General features: G+C 34.8%; 15 protein-coding genes. 2 read left to right on the top strand and 13 right to left on the bottom strand.

Translation table 11 applies throughout. The features are described from left to right. Positions 1 to 5: 5 nt before the first annotated feature. The 5 genes from MQX03_RS05110 to MQX03_RS05130 form a co-directional block, all read right to left on the bottom strand. A complete protein-coding gene (locus MQX03_RS05110) occupies positions 6 to 2,753 on the bottom strand; it encodes a S8 family serine peptidase (RefSeq protein ID WP_242801926.1) in 2,748 nt (915 codons plus the stop codon). A 339-nt stretch (positions 2,754 to 3,092) separates the two neighbouring features. Beyond that, positions 3,093 to 6,275, bottom strand: coding sequence for a carbamoyl-phosphate synthase large subunit (gene carB / locus MQX03_RS05115; protein WP_242801927.1), 3,183 nt, complete (start codon positions 6,273 to 6,275; stop codon positions 3,093 to 3,095). Between the two features lie 51 nt (positions 6,276 to 6,326). Next, on the bottom strand, positions 6,327 to 6,680 hold the full coding sequence (locus MQX03_RS05120; RefSeq protein ID WP_242801928.1) for a four helix bundle protein: 354 nt from the start codon (positions 6,678 to 6,680) through the stop codon (positions 6,327 to 6,329). A 41-nt stretch (positions 6,681 to 6,721) separates the two neighbouring features. Beyond that, positions 6,722 to 7,795, bottom strand: coding sequence for a carbamoyl phosphate synthase small subunit (locus MQX03_RS05125; RefSeq protein WP_242801929.1), 1,074 nt, complete (start codon positions 7,793 to 7,795; stop codon positions 6,722 to 6,724). A gap of 155 nt (positions 7,796 to 7,950) precedes the next feature. Next, on the bottom strand, positions 7,951 to 8,841 hold the full coding sequence (locus MQX03_RS05130; RefSeq protein ID WP_242801930.1) for an aspartate carbamoyltransferase catalytic subunit: 891 nt from the start codon (positions 8,839 to 8,841) through the stop codon (positions 7,951 to 7,953). A 242-nt stretch (positions 8,842 to 9,083) separates the two neighbouring features. Here MQX03_RS05130 and MQX03_RS05135 point away from each other — a divergent pair, with 242 nt between their 5' ends. After that, complete coding sequence (locus tag MQX03_RS05135) at positions 9,084 to 9,545, top strand: Lrp/AsnC family transcriptional regulator (protein WP_242801931.1); 462 nt, start codon at positions 9,084 to 9,086, stop codon at positions 9,543 to 9,545. Between the two features lie 10 nt (positions 9,546 to 9,555). Further along, on the top strand, positions 9,556 to 11,001 hold the full coding sequence (locus MQX03_RS05140) for a hypothetical protein (protein ID WP_242801932.1): 1,446 nt from the start codon (positions 9,556 to 9,558) through the stop codon (positions 10,999 to 11,001). 11 nt (positions 11,002 to 11,012) lie between these two features. Here MQX03_RS05140 and argH read toward each other — a convergent pair whose 3' ends face one another. The 8 genes from argH to MQX03_RS05180 form a co-directional block, all read right to left on the bottom strand. Continuing rightward, the gene (argH, locus tag MQX03_RS05145; protein ID WP_242801933.1) at positions 11,013 to 12,317 is read right to left on the bottom strand and encodes an argininosuccinate lyase; all 1,305 of its coding nucleotides are present in this window, start codon (positions 12,315 to 12,317) and stop codon (positions 11,013 to 11,015) included. Between the two features lie 84 nt (positions 12,318 to 12,401). After that, positions 12,402 to 13,484, bottom strand: a complete 1,083-nt coding sequence (locus tag MQX03_RS05150) for a M20 family metallo-hydrolase (protein WP_242801934.1) — start codon at positions 13,482 to 13,484, stop codon at positions 12,402 to 12,404. Then, positions 13,459 to 14,253 carry an acetylglutamate kinase gene (gene argB / locus MQX03_RS05155; protein WP_242801935.1) on the bottom strand — a complete coding sequence of 265 codons (795 nt, stop codon included), beginning with the start codon at positions 14,251 to 14,253 and terminating at the stop codon, positions 13,459 to 13,461. The genes MQX03_RS05150 and argB overlap by 26 nt, the downstream gene beginning before the upstream one ends. Before the next feature lie 7 nt (positions 14,254 to 14,260). Then, on the bottom strand, positions 14,261 to 15,238 hold the full coding sequence (locus MQX03_RS05160) for an N-acetylornithine carbamoyltransferase (protein ID WP_242801936.1): 978 nt from the start codon (positions 15,236 to 15,238) through the stop codon (positions 14,261 to 14,263). 234 nt (positions 15,239 to 15,472) lie between these two features. Further along, a complete protein-coding gene (locus MQX03_RS05165; RefSeq protein WP_242801937.1) occupies positions 15,473 to 16,612 on the bottom strand; it encodes an aspartate aminotransferase family protein in 1,140 nt (379 codons plus the stop codon). A gap of 271 nt (positions 16,613 to 16,883) precedes the next feature. Continuing rightward, positions 16,884 to 17,849: an N-acetyl-gamma-glutamyl-phosphate reductase gene (gene argC, locus MQX03_RS05170; protein WP_242801938.1), complete on the bottom strand. Its 966-nt coding sequence runs from the start codon at positions 17,847 to 17,849 to the stop codon at positions 16,884 to 16,886. A 165-nt stretch (positions 17,850 to 18,014) separates the two neighbouring features. Further along, entirely contained in the window at positions 18,015 to 19,202 is a 1,188-nt protein-coding gene (gene argG, locus MQX03_RS05175; protein ID WP_242801939.1) for an argininosuccinate synthase, read from the bottom strand. Further along, entirely contained in the window at positions 19,174 to 19,773 is a 600-nt protein-coding gene (locus tag MQX03_RS05180; protein WP_242801940.1) for a GNAT family N-acetyltransferase, read from the bottom strand. The genes argG and MQX03_RS05180 overlap by 29 nt, the downstream gene beginning before the upstream one ends. Positions 19,774 to 19,788: the final 15 nt, after the last annotated feature.

The following is a 19,788-nucleotide window of genomic DNA, read 5'->3' on the forward strand; positions in this document are numbered from 1 at the left end:
TTAGATTAAAGTACCTGCTGTCTCATCTGATTGAAAATTTCTAAGGATTGATCTTTATTTACATCTATCATGCTTTCAAAAGATGACCTCTCAAATGTTGTATTCTGCTCTAACATTCTTTTTGCATGATCAGACATTTCGTGAGTTTCTGTCTGCAAACTTTCCTCATTTGTAATCGTTTTACGAATACCGCGCAGTATACCATTCCATAGCATTTTTAGACTTTCGCCAACAGTCCTGAATCCCATAGCAACTTTACTTATATCTTCATCTTTATAAGCATTTTCAAGGTTTTTCAAATCCGGAACTTGAGTCTTTAACAGCTGGTCGATATCTAAAATACCTGCTCCAAAATTACTCGGAAGATTATGTTTAGTTCTCGCAGAACTACGTAAGCTTGTTCTGAAAGCCTCTACAACCTGATAGCCATGATAAGCTGATAGCTTTTGTTTGTTTTTGTGCAGCCATAGTACTGCTGCAGATGAAACATGAGGAGTAGCATAACTTGTACCGTGACCATAACCCATCCCGTATCGGAATAATCCTGATTTTTCTTTCAAAAATTTCGGTACATAAACATGCATTCCCGGCGCAGTAATATCTACAGTTTTCCCGCGAGATGATCCTTTCCATTCCATATCATCGGGATTAGATGCAGCTACAGCGATTGTTCCGGGATGAACTGCTGGAGCAACGACTTCTTTTACTTCGTTTCCTGCAGCGCAACACCAAATAATTCCTTTTTCATATACTTTTTTTGCAAGGTTATAAGTAGTCATTGTCGGTGGCAATCCCATACTTGTAGTAATTACTTTTGCATCAGAAGCAATTGCGGCATCAACAGCTTTCGCAAGTTCAGACTGTCTTCCTATAATTAAAACATCTTTCGCTACACGATAAGGGATCAGTTTCACACCATTCTGCTGCAATAATCCCCAATTACCATTGCCTTCTGCATCAGAAAACTGGTTTCCGATGATTATACTTCCTGTTCTTGCTCCATGACCGTAATCAGCCAGAGAAATTAATTTATTATTTTCATCTTCTCTGGAGTTATCATCATTATTTACAAAGTCGTAATCGTCCATAAGATTAAAGCAGTTGTCATTTTTCGGATGATGAGAGTAGCCTGTATCAAACTGAACTATTTTTATGGTATTATTTATATTATCTTTAATTCCTCCACTATAGTTGACGGCCTTCCAATTCCATTGTCTGTATTCTGCTTCAGTTTTTCCTTTCACGTATTTACTTGTATTATTATAAAGTCCAAGAAAATATTTTTCATTATTAAAATCTTTTGAAGAATCAGAACTTTCAAAGCTTTTAAACTGATTTTCATTGGTGACTTCCATATTCAGATAAATTTCACTGTCGTATTCTGCATGCATAATGCCTCCTATTGCCAATAACTCTCTTGCAAATTCGTTTGGATTTTTGTTTTTTGGTGAAATATTTAAAACATACAGTTCCTCTTCATTTTCTTTGGCAGAAACCGGTGTCGCTAAATACAACTCAAAGTTTCTTCCATAATTAAGCACAAGTTCCGATTCTATTCTTTCGAAATTTCCAGGAGTATTTTTTGCTAATATTATGAATGGTAATTTTTCGTTATTTAAAGTAGTTTCTGACGTTTTCGTAACAGTTTCAGAATTGGTTTCTGTTGTTTCTGGTTCTTTGGATTTTTTTGGGGTTAAAAAAAATTCAGGTTGATTTGCTACGGTTTCTTTCAGTTCTTTTTTGTTTTTATTAGTTCTTGAAAGAATTTCATTTTTCTTAGCATTTTGTGCCTCATCTGTGAAAGTTTTTTTCTGAAGGATTTCCAAAATTCTGCTTATTCTAATACCTGCATTGCCTAACCATTCTATATCTTCATCTGGTGTTTGTGATGTGGCAATTGTACCAGATTTGGTAAGCGGGTTGCCATTTTTATCCATTTTTGGAACACCTGTCTGATGTAAAGCAATAACTTCACAAGTACCTAATGCTATTACGGCAGATCCCGAAGTTCCTGGCAAAGTATCGGTTTCATAAATAATCTGATCTTCATTTTCTGAAAAAAAGGAATTATTGTTGAGTGTTGTTTTCTTTGGAAGACCATTAGGATGTTGAATAATGATGCATGATTCACCTTTAATAATTTTTCCGATGTTCCCGTCCAGCTTCAAAGAAGGTATATCTTGTAAGTTCTGATCTTTTTGATTGGCTGCTTCTAATGCCACCATTGTAAAGTCTAATCCTGAAAACTCATCATCAATACTTTTTTTCATACTAGACGTAAAAAAGAATATTTCCGGTTCTAATCTAAACTGCATGGGATTTAAAATTCTGCCTTCTTCATCTATTTCATAAAAAAACTCAGCCTTTATATTTAAGCATGTATCAATATCAGGAATGACGTGATTATTAGTCACCAAAATATTTTGATTGATTAAAAATCCTGTTCCAATAGGTTTGCTATTGATAAGAATTCTACAAACAGATTTTGAAATCTGTATGATTTTGACAAGACTGGAAATATCTACAAGATCATTTTCTTTCAAAACACGCTCAATTCCCAATTCAAAATTGATATTTTCACGAGCAACTCTGGTTTCCATACGCTCCTGATTGTCTTCCAAATCTGAAAGTGGCTGGTGACTTGCGCGTACCTCTTCCAATTTATTTTGATCTTTAATAATTTGATCATATTCATTGATTAGTTTATCAACAATGATCGCTTTTGATTCTGCAGCACTAAAAAGATTAAACATGGTATAAAGTTTTTGGTTAAATCATATACATAAACCTGAAAACAAAATCTTTCATAAGAAAAGATTAAACTGCAACCACAGTAATTGATTTTTCAGGAGAGAAGTTTTTCATGGTTAGCTTTAAAAAAAGAATATCAATATAAATTCAAAATCAATCTATGAATTTATATTATCTTTTACTCAAAGTTAAGGCAAAACAGAACAAAAAAAGTAACCCATTTGGGTGATATTTTTATGAATTAAATATCAAATCTGAAATTATATTCAAGACAAGTTTTATGATAGAAAAATCCCCGCAAGAAAACTTACGGGGATGAAATTTATATTTTAATTTCGAAATTACATCGTTTCCATCTTAAAGCTCATACTCTCAATCACTTTCAAGATTGCTTCAACCGTATCCATGGATGTTAAACAAGGTACACCGTTTTCAACGCTCATTCTTCTGATCTGGAAACCGTCTCTTTCAGACTGTTTTCCTTTCGTCATGGTGTTGACAACATACTGAACTTTTCCTTTCTGAATCAAGTCGATTAGGTTGACACTTTCCTCTCCTATTTTGTATCCGATTTTGCAAGGAATACCTTTTTCTTCGAAGAATTTCGCCGTTCCTTCTGTTGCCCAGATTCTAAAACCAACTTCATGGAATCTTGATGCCAAATCAGCTGCTTCCTGCTTGTGTTTATCAGCTACAGTGAACAAGATTGAACCGTGCATTGGAACTTTTCTTCCTGCTGCAACCAATCCTTTGTAAAGTGCTTTTTCCAAAGTCGTGTCTTTCCCCATCACTTCTCCTGTAGACTTCATTTCTGGTCCTAAAGAGATATCAACTTTCGTAAGTTTTGAGAATGAGAAGACAGGAACTTTTACGAAAACACCTTCTTTGTTGGGAACCAATCCGTTTTTGTAGCCTAAATCTTTAAGTTTCTGACCTAGAATTGCCTTTGTAGCCAAGTTTGCCATCGGAACATCGGTAATTTTAGACAAGAAAGGAACTGTTCTTGACGAACGTGGATTTACTTCAATCACATATACATTTCCTTCAAAAAGAACGTACTGAATATTCATTAAACCTATCACATTCAATCCTTTAGCTAACCTTTCTGTGTAGTCTACCAAAGTATCGATTTCTGCCTGAGAAACATTCTGTGGCGGATATACTGCAATTGAGTCACCAGAGTGAACACCTGCTCTTTCGATGTGTTCCATAATTCCAGGAATGATCACCGTTTCGCCATCGCAGATCGCATCGACTTCCACTTCTCTTCCTGTAATGTAACGATCCACCAAAACCGGCTGATCCGGACTTGCATCTACCGCAAATTCCATGTAATGTGCCAATTCTGCTTCATTGTACACAATTTCCATGGCTCTACCTCCTAAAACATAGCTTGGACGAACCAAAACCGGATAACCAATCTCGTTGGCAATCACAATCGCTTCTTCTTTTGAAGTTGAAGTTTTTCCTAAAGGCTGAGGAATTCCCATTTCCTGAAGGGCTTTTTCAAACTTATCTCTGTTTTCAGCTCTGTCAAGATCTTCTAAAGAAGTTCCTAAAATCTTAACTCCGTAAGCTGCTAGTTTATCTGCTAAATTGATCGCTGTTTGTCCACCGAACTGTACTACAACACCTTTTGGTTTTTCAAGGTCGATGATGCTCATTACATCTTCTTCCGTCAAAGGTTCGAAATATAATTTATCTGAAATCGAGAAGTCTGTAGAAACAGTTTCAGGATTATTGTTGATGATAATCGCTTCGTAACCCATTTCTTTAATTGCCCAAACCGAGTGTACCGTTGCGTAATCAAACTCAACTCCCTGCCCGATTCTGATCGGACCAGAACCAAGAACGATGATTTTTTCTTTATCGGTTACTACAGATTCGTTTTCCTCCTCGTAAGTTCCGTAGAAATATGGAGTTTCAGATTCAAATTCAGCAGCACAAGTGTCTACCATTTTGTAAACCGGAATAATTCCGTTTTCTTTTCTGAAATTGTAAACTTCTCTTTGAGTAGATTCCCACAAATGAGCGATATTCTGATCTGAGAAACCTAATTTTTTAGACTGAATTAAAATTTCTTTATCAAATCTGTTAGCTGCAATTGTCTTTTCGAAATCAACTAATTTCTTTAATTTCCAGATAAAGAATTTGTCGATTTTACTCCATTCTACGATTTGTTCCCAGTCGTAACCTCTTCTTAAAGCATCACAGATGATGAACAATCTTTCGTCATCACAAACTCTGATTCTTCTTTCGATATCTTCGTCTGTTAAAGCTGCAGCTTGTTTTGTTTTTAAACCTAAATGTCTCAAGCCTGTTTCAAGAGAACGAACCGCTTTCTGTAAAGACTCTTCGAAATTTCTTCCGATTGCCATTACTTCTCCTGTCGCTTTCATTTGAGTTGACAATCTTCTGTCAGCAGTTTCAAACTTATCAAAAGGGAATCTTGGGAATTTAGTTACTACATAATCCAAAGCCGGCTCGAAACAAGCGTAAGTCTTTCCTGTAACAGGATTCATAATCTCATCTAAAGTCAATCCAACCGCGATTTTTGCAGCAATTTTAGCAATTGGATAACCAGTTGCTTTTGAAGCCAAAGCTGATGAACGCGATACTCTCGGGTTAACCTCGATGATATAATATTCAAATGAATGCGGGTCTAAAGCCAACTGTACGTTACATCCACCTTCGATTCCTAAAGCTCTGATGATCTTAAGTGAAGCATTTCTCAACATCTGATATTCTCTGTCAGAAAGTGTCTGAGAAGGAGCGACAACGATTGAGTCACCTGTGTGAACTCCAACCGGATCTATATTTTCCATGTTACAAACCACAATTGCGTTGTCGTTTGCATCACGCATTACTTCGTATTCAATTTCTTTGAAACCTGCGATTGATCTTTCGATCAGACATTGCGTAACCGGACTGTATTTCAGACCTAATTCAGCAATTTCTTTTAATTCAGCTTCGTTGGCAGCAATTCCACCACCTGTTCCTCCCATTGTGAAGGCAGGACGAACGATTACCGGATAACCGATTTCTTCAGCAAAGCTCAATGCTCCTTCAACCGTTGTTACGATATCTGATTCAGGAACGGGCTCGTTCAATTCTCGCATCAATTCACGGAACAAATCTCTGTCTTCCGCTCTGTTGATGGCTGAAAGTGTAGTTCCTAAAACTTCCACTTTACATTCTTCAAGAATCCCCGAATTTTCCAATTCTACTGCCATATTCAGACCTGTTTGTCCACCAAGAGTCGGTAAAAGTGCATCTGGACGCTCTTTTCTAATGATGTGACTCACAAACTGAAGTGAAATCGGTTCGATGTAAACCTTATCAGCGATTTCAACATCCGTCATAATCGTTGCAGGGTTTGAATTGATCAAAATCACCTTGTAACCTTCTTCTCTCAAGGAAAGACAAGCCTGCGTTCCTGCGTAATCAAATTCCGCTGCCTGACCGATGATGATGGGTCCGGAACCGATTACTAAAATTGTTTTTATATCTGTACGTTTTGCCATTTTTTTGTTTTTAGATATTAGATGTCAGATTTTAGACTTCCAATATTGTGTTTACTTTTTTAGGTTAAATTTAAATGAATAAATCATTCGTTGAATTTCATTAAGATTTGATATTAAACTGTTGACTTTTTCGGTATTAAGTAAACCCAATTCTCTTGTCAAGATTAATTGAGTTTGTAATTCAAAAGAGGAAGCATTTGCAATTCCGAGAAAATGATAAAATTCTCTGTCATTATTTCTTCCTGCCCCTTCCGCAATATTTGATGGAATTGAAACTACCGATCTTTTAATTTGAGAAATCAGACCAAATTTTTCATCTTTCGGTAACTCAGCACAAATTATATAAACTTCTTTTGCAAGTTCTATTGATTTCTGCCAAAATAATAATTTCTCAAAATTATGCATTGTAAACTCTGTTATCTTATGTCTAATATCTGAAATCTAAATTACTTTTTAAAATCCTCCATCAACGTGATGAAATCATCAAACAAATAATTTGCATCCTCTGGACCGGGGCTCGCTTCCGGGTGATACTGAACTGAGAAGCATGGATGAATCTTGTGTTTCAAACCTTCATTTGTTCTGTCATTCAATGCGATATGAGTTTCTATTAAATCTGTTCCTTTAAGGCTTTCCTGATCAACTGCGTAACCGTGATTTTGTGAAGTAATTGCTACTTTATTTTTTTCTAAATCTAAAACCGGATGATTTCCTCCTCTGTGTCCGAATTTCAATTTGAAAGTTTTTGCTCCGCAAGCTAATCCAATTAGCTGATGTCCAAGGCAAATCCCAAAAATTGGAACTTTACCAAGCAATCCGCGGATCATTTCTAAAGCTTTTTGGTTGTCTTCAGGATCTCCGGGACCGTTGGATAACATGATTCCATCCGGATCCATTAACAGAATTTCTTCAGCTGTAGTATCATGAGAAACAACAATGATGTCGCAGTTTCTTTGAGATAATTCTCTGATTATCCCTAATTTAGACCCAAAATCCACAAGCACTACTTTAAGTCCTCTTCCTGGATTGGCGTAAGAAGTTTTTGTAGAAACCTGCTCCACCTGATTGGTTGGGAAAGTCGTTGATTTTAATTCTTCAACGGTTGTGTTTTCGTCTGCATCTGCATTGACGATTTTTCCTTTCACCACACCTGAATTACGAAGAATCCTCGTCAGTCTTCTGGTGTCAATACCTGAAATTCCTGAAAGATTTTTCTTTTTAAACAATTCCTGTAAAGTAATCTGTGTTCTGAAATTGGAAGGCAAATCGCAAATTTCTTTTACAATAAGACCTTTGATTGCAGGCTCGATGCTTTCGTAGTCATCACGGTTGATGCCGTAATTTCCGATCAGCGGATACGTCATGCAAACAATCTGACCACAATAAGACGGGTCAGAAATCAATTCCTGATATCCTGTCATTCCGGTATTGAAAACCACCTCTCCTGCTGTTTCCAAATCTGCTCCGAAACCTTCTCCATGAAATACTTCACCGGACTCCAGTATTAATTTTTTCTTCATTTTAACTTTTTATCTTTATTTCTATTTATCTAAATCTTTCTCTTTAAACCACCCCGTCAAAAATTCTTTGAATTTTCGCCACCCCTCCAGAGGAGGGGAATTTTTAGAGCAATTTATTTTTGAACTTTCACTTGGCTTTTTAAACTTTAAACTTTTTAATTAAAAGAAAATCCTTTTTCCTCTAAAGCATTTTTCAGAATCGCCATTCTTGCGAATACACCGTTCTGCATTTGCTTGAAGATTCTTGAGCGTTCACACTCTACCAGATCAGTATCGATCTCTACACCTCTGTTGATTGGTGCGGGATGCATAATGATGGCTTCTTTTTTCATTGTTTTTTCTCTGGTTTTTGTCAAACCATATTTCTTATGATATTCAGAAGCTGAGAAACTCATTTTTGAATCGTGTCTTTCGTGCTGAATTCTCAATAACATCAAAACATCTACATCGTGAATCATCTCATCTACAGAAAGATATGTACCGTTAATTAAAGCTCCTTCGTCAAACCATTGTTCAGGTCCTGAGAAGTATACTTTCGCTCCTAATCTTCTTAATGCTTCTGCATTTGAATTGGCAACTCGGCTGTGTTTCACATCTCCGACGATTCCGATTTTTAAACCTTCAAAGGTTCCGAATTCCTGATAAATTGTCAGTAAATCGAGCATACATTGTGAAGGATGATTTCCCGTTCCGTCACCGCCGTTGATTACCGGAATGTTGATATTTTTTAATTCATCAAAATACCGTTCTTTCTTATCTCTGATTACGACCAGATTTACACCTATACTTTCAATTGTTTTTACCGTATCATATAAACTTTCACCTTTGTTGACAGAACTGTTGGATGCATCAAACGGAACGACCTGCAAACCGAGTTTTCTTTCGGCAACATCGAAGCTTGTTTTGGTTCTTGTGCTGTCTTCAAAAAACAGATTTGAGCAGAAAACTTCACCCTCAATTTTGGCAGTTTTTCCGTTGGCAAAAGCTAAAGCTTCCGTCAGTATCTTATTGATTTTCTCTGTACTTAGTTCGGTAATCGTAAACATAATATCTTAATTTTTGAACATAAAAAAAGCGAAGAAAATATCTTCGCTTAAAATAAATAAATATCGTAAAGGGCGTCTACGCCCGGTAATTCTAATGATATAAATACTGTGTTATTCATTAGGTGCAAAGATATAACATTTGGGTAACATGGCAAAGTGAAATTGTAAAAAAATTAAAAAACTTCAATAGCTGGTTATTCTCATTTATTCTTAATATTTTTGTTAGAATTCAAATACAGTTTATGGACGCAAAAGACAGGATGATTCTCAGCATAATTCAGGAAGATTCTACTTTCTCGGTGAAAGAAATTTCAGAGAAAATAGGTTTAACCTTTACTCCAACCTATGAACGCATCAAACAGTTGGAGAAACAGGGGATTATTGAGAAATATGTCGGTCTTCTGAACCGTGAAAAACTCGGTTTAAATATTGTGGTTTACTGCAACGTCCGCCTCAAAGAACAATCCAAAAAAGTTTTGGAAACTTTCGAGAAAAACATCATGCAACACGATGAAGTTCAGGAGATCATAAGTCTCTCCGGCGAATATGATTATATGCTGAAAATTATTGCAAAAGATATTAATTCTTATAATGATTTTACGGTGAATGTTATCTCAAACATTCCTAATATCGGGCAATACCATAGCTCTATCGTGCTTCATGAGGTGAAAAAATCTACTAAGTTTAAGATTAATTTGGATTGAAAAAAGATTAATGGAAGAATTTTCTAATTTTGATTTTGAGAAATTTGTTGATTTATCAATCAGTAAAATAAAAACATTTGAGTCTGAAAAAGCTTTAAAAGTAATCAACGAGTCAAAGAAATTTGATTATTTTTCAACTCTTGAAAAAGATCATGAAAAAAAATTATTTAAGCTTAAAATTTTCTTAGAAGCACCAATATTTGGAATAAAAGATTTAAAAAATCAAATTTTAGAAGATGATGAAACGCTGAGAATGTATGCATTTGGAGAAAGTTATTTCATAGATTACAATTCAATTTCAACTATAAATTTTCAATTTAAAATACCACAAACATTTAGTTTAAATCTGAAAAAAATATTCACTGGATCTTTAGATAATTATGATAATAAATTTCAAAGGTTATTGTTGCCAATTAAAAAGGATTTAGATTTATACAATATCACAACAAAATCAGTTAAATATGACGAAAAAATTGTTTTCAGTGGAATAATTGAAGTAAATGTTAATAATAAAAATTATCATGTTTTCACTTACATAAAAAATGATCCTAAAAAATACTTTTTAATTATTGATAGTGTTGAGAGAGAATGTTTTTCTGATTTCAAAAAAGCAACGGAATCAATAATTATTTCTTTAGGTTTTTTAACAGGAAATCTAATTACTAGTGAATCTTATTTTCAAACGTCGGAAGATATCTCATTCAACAAAATAGAAAATATTTTTTTTGAAAAAAAAGAGGACAGCATATATTCTAACGATAGAGTAATTGACCATACGAAATTTGTTAATTATTTAAGACAAATAAATCAAGAAGAAAAATATAAAATATGGGCAAAACCAATGGCTAATATTTATTTTGATAATATTTGTACCACTGTCTTTAAAAATAGCATTTTTCATAGGTGTTGCCAATTAATTATTGAAGCAAATCAAACAAAGCATAATCTTCTTAAAGCAGGAATTTTATCAATAGCTTTAGAAACCATAAGTGGTTTGATTTATGAGGATAATAAAGAAAAAATTAATCCAATTCAAGATAGATTAATAGCAAAAAAATTAAGACTTGAATTATTAAACACATTAAATAATTTTGAAGAAGAAATACCTGAAGAAGCAGTCAAGATTTTCACTTCAAAAATAAATGAACTAAATAAACCCACAAATTCAAAAAAGTTATCCTTTCCATTTCAATATTACAACATAAAATTATCAAAAGAAGAGCTTGATATATTAAATCATAGGAACAAATTTCTTCACGGAACTTCTCCTTTTGAAGAGGAAGAACTACAGTTAAAAAGACATGAAATACTTGTTATTATTGCAAATTTAAAATTTATGATAAATTGCTTAATGCTAAAATACATTGGGTACAAAGGTCACACAACTAATTACCCTGCAATAATTGAGTACAATACAAAAGATGAAATTTCCAATCCTCTTTATAAAATAATATAAGATGATTTAATTTATCCCAACAACTTACCTTTCAATTTATTAAACTGATATTCAATCTTATCTAAACATAAATTTCCAATGCTTCCCTGATGAGTATGATTCAAATTTTTAATTTCAAAATCAAAGTCATTATTTTCAATTTCCTGTCCGACTTTCACATACGCATCACGGAATGAACTTCCGTTTTTCACCTCTTCATTAATTTTTTCTACGCTGAAAAGATATTTATACTTTTCGTCTCCCAAAATTCCATCTTTCACCTGAATATTTGGTAATGTGTAGCTCAAGATTTCAAGACATTCTTTCAAAGAATCAATTGCCGGGAAAAGAATTTCCTTCGTCAACTGCATATCTCTGTGATAACCTGAAGGGAGGTTGTTCGTCAACAAGATAAACTCATTCGGCAATGACTGAATTCGATTACATCGAGCTCTTACCAACTCAAAAATATCCGGATTTTTCTTGTGTGGCATAATGCTGCTACCCGTTGTAAACTCTTTAGGAAAACTTATAAAATCAAAGTTCTGACTTAAATATAAGCAAACATCATAAGCAAACTTCCCCAACGTTCCCGCCAAAGTCGCCATTGCCATCGACAATATTTTTTCTGATTTCCCGCGTGTCATTTGAGCATACACTGAGTTATAATTCATGGATTGAAAACCTAAATTAAAGGTCGTACTCTCACGGTCAATCGGGAAAGACGAACCATATCCCGCTGCAGAACCCAACGGGTTTTTATTAATGATATTTTTAACCGAAAAAAGCATTTCAACATCATCCAACAAAGCTTCTGCATAGGCTCCAAACCATAATCCGAAAGATGAAGGCATAGCAATTTGCAAATGCGTATATCCAGGAAGAAGTACATTTTTATGCTGATCTGCCAGTTTGATTAATATTTGAAAGAATTCATCCGTCAAAGTTGTAATTTCACGGATTTCATCCAATAAATACAGCTTAATATCCAATAAAACCTGATCGTTTCTTGAACGAGCCGTGTGAATTTTCTTTCCTGTATCGCCTAATTTTTCAATTAAAATAGATTCAACTTGTGAATGGATATCTTCCGCATTTTTATCAATTTTAAAAGTTCCATTTTCAATATCAATTAAAATTTCTTCCAAAACAGACAGCATCTGCTTCGATTCTTCATTGGAAATGATTCCAACTTCTGCCAACATTTTACAATGCGCCATCGAACCTTTCACGTCGTATTTTGCCAAACGCTCATCAAAGTCAAGATCTTTTCCGACTGTAAATTTGTTGACTAATATATTAGTGGCGTTGTTGTCTTTTTGCCATATCTTTTTCATAATTTTTCTTTTTGTAGATTGTAGACATTAGATATCAGATATTAGACTTTTAAATCTGAAATGTAATGTCTGAAAATCTCAATTTTATAAAACTTTTTCAAGTATCTTAATGTAAACATCAATCCCCTCTTCTATTTCCTTTATATATATGTATTCATCCGCAGTGTGCGAGCGCCTGCTGTCACCAGGACCTATCTTCACTGATGTACACGGAATAATTGCCTGATCGGATGATGTGGGCGAACCGTAAGTTATCCTGCCAATTTCCAAACCTGCTTTTACAAACGGATGATCCATTTCTATTTTTGAAGAATTTAATCTGAAAGATCTTGCCGTTAAGGTTGATTTCATCTGTGATTGAATAATTTCAAACGCTTCTTCATTAGAATATTCATCGGTAACTCTCACATCTAAAGTAAAAGTACAAGATTCCGGAACTACGTTATGCTGAACTCCGGCATGAATTCCCGACAAAGTCACTTTAACTTCACCCAAATAATCCGAAACTTTTGGAAATTTAAAGCTTAAAATTTGCTGCAAATCTTCCATACATTTTATAATCGAGTTATCGTGATTCGGATGAGCCGCGTGAGAAGGAGTGCCTTTCATTTCTCCGTCAATGACCAACAATCCTTTTTCTGCAATCGCCAGATTCATCTGCGTGGGTTCTCCTACAATGGCGAGTTCGATATTTGGTAGCTGGGGAAATAAAGCTTCAATTCCGTCAAATCCTGAAATCTCTTCCTCAGCCGTCAAAGCAATCACTAAATTATATTTTAAATCTTCTTTATCATAAAAATGAAAAAAAACCTGCGCCATCGAAACCAGAGAAGCTCCTGCATCATTACTTCCCAATCCAAACAGTTTTCCATCTTTTTCAATCGCTAAAAACGGATCTAAAGTGTAAGCTTTATTAGGTTTTACCGTGTCGTGATGTGTATTCAGCAAAATTGACGGTTTGAAAACATCAAAATTTTTGTTCACCGCCCAGATGTTATTTTTAAACCGTTTTGTAGGAATATTGTTCTTTTTAAAAAAGTTTTCAATTTCCACAGACGTATTATATTCATCTTTGCTGAATGACGGAATTTCAATCAGTTTTTTCAACAAATCCACTGCGTTATTCAGTAATTCTTCTTTATTATAAACAGATTTCAGTTCCTGCATGGTGGTTTTCGATATGGTTTTTCAGTTCGGTTTCTTTTATTAAGAATACCCTATTTACATTATTTTTAATAGCCCCAAGAGCATTTTCCAACTTGGGAAGAATTCCTTTGTGAAGTTTTCCTTCATTTTTTAAGGTTGAAAATTCTTCTTCAGAAATATTTTTTATAACAGATTCAGGATTTTCGACATCTTCCAAAACACCTGATTTATCAAAGCAATACAACAACTCAACATCATATTTTGAAGATAAAGCCTGAGCAATGACCGAAGCAATTGTGTCTGCATTCGTATTGAAAAGATTTCCTTTTTTGTCGTGAGTGATTGCTGAAAATACAGGAACTAGTTTAAGTTTAATCAATTTTGAAATCAATTTCTTGTTGACGCTTTTCTTCTCAATATCTCCCACAAATCCGAAATCTATTCCTGCATGTTCTCTCTTTGTAGCTTTAATTAAATTCGCATCAGCTCCCGAAAAACCTATTGCTTTGCATTTTTTATGCTGAAGCTTTGCCACAATATTCTTGTTGATCCCTCCCGCATACACCATCGCCACAATATCCAATGTATCTTTATCTGTGATTCTTCGTCCGTCAATCATTTTTTGTTCAACGCCTAATTTATCAGCCAAAATAGTTGCTAATTTTCCTCCTCCGTGAACCAAGATTTTCTTTTCTTTAATTTCAGAAAACTGCTCCAGAAATTCGTTCAATAATTCTTCATCATCAATTAAAGCACCGCCGATTTTTACAACAAAAAGCTTTTCTTGCATGATTTAATTATTTTGAATTCATTTCATCTAAAATTTCAGAGAAAACAGCCTGCGCAGAGAAAATTCGGTTTTTTGCCTGTTGGTAAATGATAGAATTTTTACCATCCATTACCTCGTCACTCAATTCTACATTACGACGAACCGGAAGACAGTGCATCACTTTTCCCTGATTTGTATTGGCTAACTTTTCATTCGTCAGCATCCAGTTTTCTTTTACTTCAGGCATTGCTGCGTAATCATCAAAAGACGACCAGTTTTTCACATAAATAAAATCAGCATCTTTCAACGCCTCATCCTGATTATGAATCACTTTTACATCTTTCGTGAAGTTTTTATCTAAATCATACCCTTCAGGATTAGCGATCACCAGTTCAACATCCATTTCCTGCATCCATTCTGCGAAAGAATTTCCTACCGCATGAGCAATTGGTTTGATGTGAGGAGCCCAAGTCAAAACTACTTTTGGTTTACGGTTTACACTGAGCTTGTCGAAGTGTTCCAAGTTTTCTGTAATCGTGATACAGTCTGCCAAACTTTGCAAAGGGTGACGTGTCGCCGATTCCAAAGAAATTACCGGAACTTTTGCATGTTGTTCAAACTGACTTAATATACTTTCGTTAACATCATCTTCCTTGCTTTTCATTCCTGCAAAACAACGAACTGCAATGATGTCACAATATTGATTTAATACTTCAATGGCATCTTTGATATGTTCCACAGTATCGCCGTTCATTACGGCTCCGTCTGCGAATTCCAGATTCCAGGCTTCTTGAGCTGCATTTAAAGTTAATACATTTAAACCTAAATTTTGTGCTGCAATCTGACTGCTTAAACGCGTTCTCAAACTTGAATTTAAAAATACCAGTCCGATCGTTTTTCCTTTTCCTTTCTCGGTTTCCGAAAGAGGATTTTCTTTAATTTGTAACGCTTTTTTTATGATTTCCTGTAAGTTTTCAACATCGCTTACAGAGGTGAATTTTTTCATTTGGTAATTTTTACTTTTTAATGGACAAATGGAATATCCATTTCATTTTGAATTGATTTTAAACCAAAAAAGTTTTTAACACATTAGTACACTTTAGAAGTTTTATAATATTGAAAATATTTAGAACACATTAGTTGAAAATCAAAGATTTTCAGAACCTTAAGTGAACTTCTTCAACTTTATATTTTAACTTAATTAAACTAAAGTGTTTAAAATTTTTGTAGTTAATTAAAATTATAGATTTTCTAAAACAGTTTTCAAAGCACCGATGAATAGATCGGTTTCTTCTTTTTTAATGTTAAGCGCCGGAAGAATCCTCAACACAGCCTTATCATTGGAGTTTCCCGTGAAAATATGATGATTGTACAACAGGTTGTTCCTTACTTCCGAGCAATCCCTGTCGAGTTCAATCCCAATCATCAAACCTTTCCTTCGGATTACTTTGATATGTGGAAAATCTTTAATTTCGTTTTCAATATAAGCGCCCATTTCCTGAGTATTTTCGATGAGATTCTCATCTTTCATTACGTCCAAAACCGCAATCGCAGCGACACAAGCTAAGTGATTTCCGCCAAAAGTTGTCCCCAGCAAACCGTTGCTTGCCTGAAATTTTGGGTGAATTAAAACACCGCCGATTGGGAAGCCATTCCCCATTCCTTTGGCTGTTGTGATGATATCAGCTTCAATTCCAAATTCCTGATGAGCAAAAAAATATCCGCTTCTTCCGTAGCCTGACTGAACTTCATCTAAAATCAAGACAGCATTGTGCTTTTGACATAATTCTTTAATTTTAGTTAAAAATTCAACCGTTGGAATCATAATTCCACCAACTCCCTGAATTCCTTCGATAATTACCGATGAAATTTCACTTCCTTGTTTTTCAAAAATTGCTTCAAGCTGTTCGATATTATTCCATTCAGATTTTATGAATCTTTCGTCATAATTTACTGGAGCTACTATTTTTGGATTGTCGGTCACGGAAACTGCCGCCGAAGTTCTGCCGTGAAACGAACCTGAGAAATACAATACTTTACTTTTTCCGTTGTGAAAAGATGCTAGTTTTAAAGCATTTTCATTTGCTTCAGCACCTGAATTACATAAAAACAGATTGTAATCTTCTAAGCCTGAAAGTTTTCCTAATTTTTCAGCTAATTCTGTTTGTAATTCATTCTGAACCGAGTTTGAATAAAAAGATATTTTATCTAATTGGTTTTTTAATTGATTTTGATAATGCCGATGATTGTGTCCGATAGAAATTACCGCATGACCTCCGTAAAAATCAAGATATTTTTCTCCTTTATCATCCCAAAGAAATGATCCTTGGGCTTTTATCGGATTTATGTTGAATAATGGATATACGTTGAATAAATTCATTTTTTTGTTTTTTTTTATTTTTCTTTTGTCTTAAAACAAAAGAAACAAAAGTTCAAGACTGGAAACTTCCGCTAAAAAACATTTTTGTTCTCTAAAAATTCTAAAACTTGCTCGAAATCGATATTTCTTCTTTGATTCGATATTTGTCTCGCGCTTCGAACAGTAGAATTTTCTTAACGTTCACAAAACTATTTTTCTTAACGCTCCATTTTCCTAAGTCGGATTTGATTCGAGTTTTTTCAATTTACTATTAACTTATTGACCATTCACATTAAAACGCAATTGGTTTTAAATTCAATCCTGAATTTTCTTCCCAGCCCATTGCAATATTCATGTTTTGAACTGCCTGTCCGGAAGCTCCTTTCAACAAATTGTCAATCGCTGAGTGAATAACAGCAACATTTCCACTCTTTTCTATATAAATCACACAGCGATTGGTATTGACAACCTGTTTTAAGTCAATTGCTTTCTCACTTACCTTTACAAAAGGCTCATTTGCATAAAAATCCTGATACAATTGATTGATATCTGAAGGTTCTAAATCTGTTTTCACCGTGGAACTCGTAAAAATTCCTCTCGCAAAATCTCCTCTCCATGGAACAAAATTCAGACTGATTTCATTCGTATTAAAAGAAACTAACTGCTGTAAAATCTCATCCACATGCTGATGTGTCAAAGTTTTATATGCTGAAATATTATCGTTTCTCCAGGTAAAATGCGTCGTCGGCTGCAAAGACTGACCGGCACCTGTTGAACCTGTAATTCCCGTTGTGTAAACCTCATTCAACAATCCTTTTTGAGCTAATGGAAGCAAGGCCAGTTGAATCGCTGTCGCAAAACATCCCGGATTTGCAATGCTTTTTGCTCCTAAAAGTTGTTTTTTGTTAATTTCGGGTAAACCATAGATAAAATTTCTGTTTCCTAAATTACCATCTAAACGAAAATCATTTCCTAAATCGATTACTAGCGTATCATCTTTTATGTCATTTTGAGTCAGCCAATTCTGACTTTCTTTGTGAGGAAGACACAAAAATAAAATATCTACATCTTCAGGCTGATCCGTTAAAACCATTTCACAAACCGTCGTTAAATCCGGGTACAAATCTGAAATCTTTGTCCCCGAATTTGAACGACTATATAAAAAACTCAAAGTCACATTGGGATGAAAAGCCAACAGACGAACTAATTCGCTTCCTGTGTAGCCGTTGGCACCGATTATTCCGATATTTTTTTTCATTTTTCTTTTTTCCACAGGTTACACCTGAGGCTATTATTATTGAACCCGTCTAATTCATTTTTAAACATTGAATTGCACGCAGCCCGACTTGAGCGGAAATCCTTTTGTGAGGAGGAACGACGAGCAAAAGATTGGGAGCGGAAGGCGGACAAAGCTGCCCAAATCTTATTTATTTATCTGATGATAGATATTTAAAGAATTGCTTACGATTTTCGTGTAGCCTTTCACATCTTCTCCTGTCCAGGCTCTGTTTGCTTCGCCATAGCTTCCGAATTTATCGGACATTAGATCATGTTTAGACTCAATTCCATTTAAGATAAATCTGTATGGATGAAGGGTCACAAAAACTTTTCCGCTTACCGTTTTTTGAGAATCGACTAAAAAAGACTCGATATTTCTCATCACAGGATCTAAGAAAAGTGCTTCGTGGAGCCAGTTTCCGTACCAATCAGACAATTGAGATTTCATCATCTGCTGATATTTTGAAAGCGTATGTTTTTCCAATAAATGGTGCGCTTTAATAATAACAGACGCCGCTGCCGCCTCGAAACCAACTCTTCCTTTGATTCCAACAATGGTGTCTCCAACATGCATATCACGACCGATTCCGTAAGCAGAAGCTAATTCTTCAATTTTTTGAATCGCATAAACTGAATGTTCAAAATTTTCACCGTTTACCGCTACAACTTCACCATTTTTGAATTCAATTTCCAGTTCTGAAGGCTGAGTTTCTTTAATTTGCGAAGGAAAAGCTTCTTCGGGAAGATAACTTCTTGAAGTCAAGGTTTCCTTTCCACCCACTGAAGTTCCCCAAAGCCCTTTATTCACAGAATATTGTGCTTTTTGGAATTCCATTTCATAACCATGGCTTTTCAAAAATTCAATTTCTTCTTCACGGGATAAAGATAGATCACGAATCGGCGTAATAATTTCTACATTCGGGCACATTACCTGAAAAATCAAGTCGAAACGAACCTGGTCATTTCCAGCACCTGTACTTCCGTGAGCAATGGCATCAGCACCGATTTCAATGGCATATTTCGCAATTTCCTGCGCTTGGATCGTACGTTCAGCACTTACAGACAATGGATACGTATTGTTTTTCAAGACATTTCCAAAGATCAAATATTTTACGCAAGAATTGTAATAATCTTCCTGAGCATCAACGCACCTGTATTCTTTTACACCAAGATTAAAGGCTTTTTTCTCCAATTCTTTTTCCTCTTCTTTAGAAAAACCTCCGGTATTTACAGTTACTGCATACACCTCGTATCCAAGTGTTTCACTCAAATATTTGGCACAGTAAGAGGTATCCAGACCTCCGCTAAACGCTAAGATTACTTTCTTGCTCATTTTTATATTGATTTTCGAGTTGATTATTCTCAACGCCATTTACTTTATTATTTTCAGGAACGAAAAGCATTGCTGTACAAAGACAGTTTTTTCGTTCTTTTTTTATTAAAATTTCATAATTCACACAGCTTTTGCATCCGTTCCAGAATTCCTCATCCTGTGTCAGTTCAGAATAAATAACTGGCTTGTACCCTAAATCGCTGTTGATCTTCATGACAGCCAAACCTGTCGTCAATCCGAAAATTTTTGCAGTCGGGTATTTGTCTCTGGATAATTGAAAAACTTTATCCTTAATTAAAGTTGCAGCTCCTCTTTCCCTGAATTTTGGAGAAACAATCAACCCTGAATTGGCTACAAACTGACCATGTGACCAGGTTTCAATATAACAGAAACCCACCCATTCGCCGTTTTCAGTCGCAACAACAGCATTGCCATCTGAAATCTTTTTACTTAAATATTCTATAGAACGTTTTGCGATTCCCGTTCCTCTTCGCTGTGCAGAATCATACATTTCCTGCTGTATTTCACTCACATACATTAAATGTTCGCATGAGGAAATTTGTATTTCCATTTATTTATCTGAATT

The sequence above is a fragment of the Chryseobacterium aahli genome (assembly GCF_022699665.1).
Lineage (GTDB): Bacteria > Bacteroidota > Bacteroidia > Flavobacteriales > Weeksellaceae > Chryseobacterium > Chryseobacterium aahli.

Bases quoted from the DNA above. Each gene is read 5' to 3' on its own strand.
- MQX03_RS05110 (WP_242801926.1), bottom strand. From the start codon at position 2,753: ATGTTTAATCTTTTTAGTGCTGCAGAATCAAAAGCGATCATTGTTGAT.
- carB (WP_242801927.1), bottom strand. From the start codon at position 6,275: ATGGCAAAACGTACAGATATAAAAACAATTTTAGTAATCGGTTCCGGA.
- MQX03_RS05120 (WP_242801928.1), bottom strand. From the start codon at position 6,680: ATGCATAATTTTGAGAAATTATTATTTTGGCAGAAATCAATAGAACTT.
- MQX03_RS05125 (WP_242801929.1), bottom strand. From the start codon at position 7,795: ATGAAGAAAAAATTAATACTGGAGTCCGGTGAAGTATTTCATGGAGAA.
- MQX03_RS05130 (WP_242801930.1), bottom strand. From the start codon at position 8,841: ATGTTTACGATTACCGAACTAAGTACAGAGAAAATCAATAAGATACTG.
- MQX03_RS05135 (WP_242801931.1), top strand. From the start codon at position 9,084: ATGGACGCAAAAGACAGGATGATTCTCAGCATAATTCAGGAAGATTCT.
- MQX03_RS05140 (WP_242801932.1), top strand. From the start codon at position 9,556: ATGGAAGAATTTTCTAATTTTGATTTTGAGAAATTTGTTGATTTATCA.
- argH (WP_242801933.1), bottom strand. From the start codon at position 12,317: ATGAAAAAGATATGGCAAAAAGACAACAACGCCACTAATATATTAGTC.
- MQX03_RS05150 (WP_242801934.1), bottom strand. From the start codon at position 13,484: ATGCAGGAACTGAAATCTGTTTATAATAAAGAAGAATTACTGAATAAC.
- argB (WP_242801935.1), bottom strand. From the start codon at position 14,253: ATGCAAGAAAAGCTTTTTGTTGTAAAAATCGGCGGTGCTTTAATTGAT.
- MQX03_RS05160 (WP_242801936.1), bottom strand. From the start codon at position 15,238: ATGAAAAAATTCACCTCTGTAAGCGATGTTGAAAACTTACAGGAAATC.
- MQX03_RS05165 (WP_242801937.1), bottom strand. From the start codon at position 16,612: ATGAATTTATTCAACGTATATCCATTATTCAACATAAATCCGATAAAA.
- argC (WP_242801938.1), bottom strand. From the start codon at position 17,849: ATGAAAAAAAATATCGGAATAATCGGTGCCAACGGCTACACAGGAAGC.
- argG (WP_242801939.1), bottom strand. From the start codon at position 19,202: ATGAGCAAGAAAGTAATCTTAGCGTTTAGCGGAGGTCTGGATACCTCT.
- MQX03_RS05180 (WP_242801940.1), bottom strand. From the start codon at position 19,773: ATGGAAATACAAATTTCCTCATGCGAACATTTAATGTATGTGAGTGAA.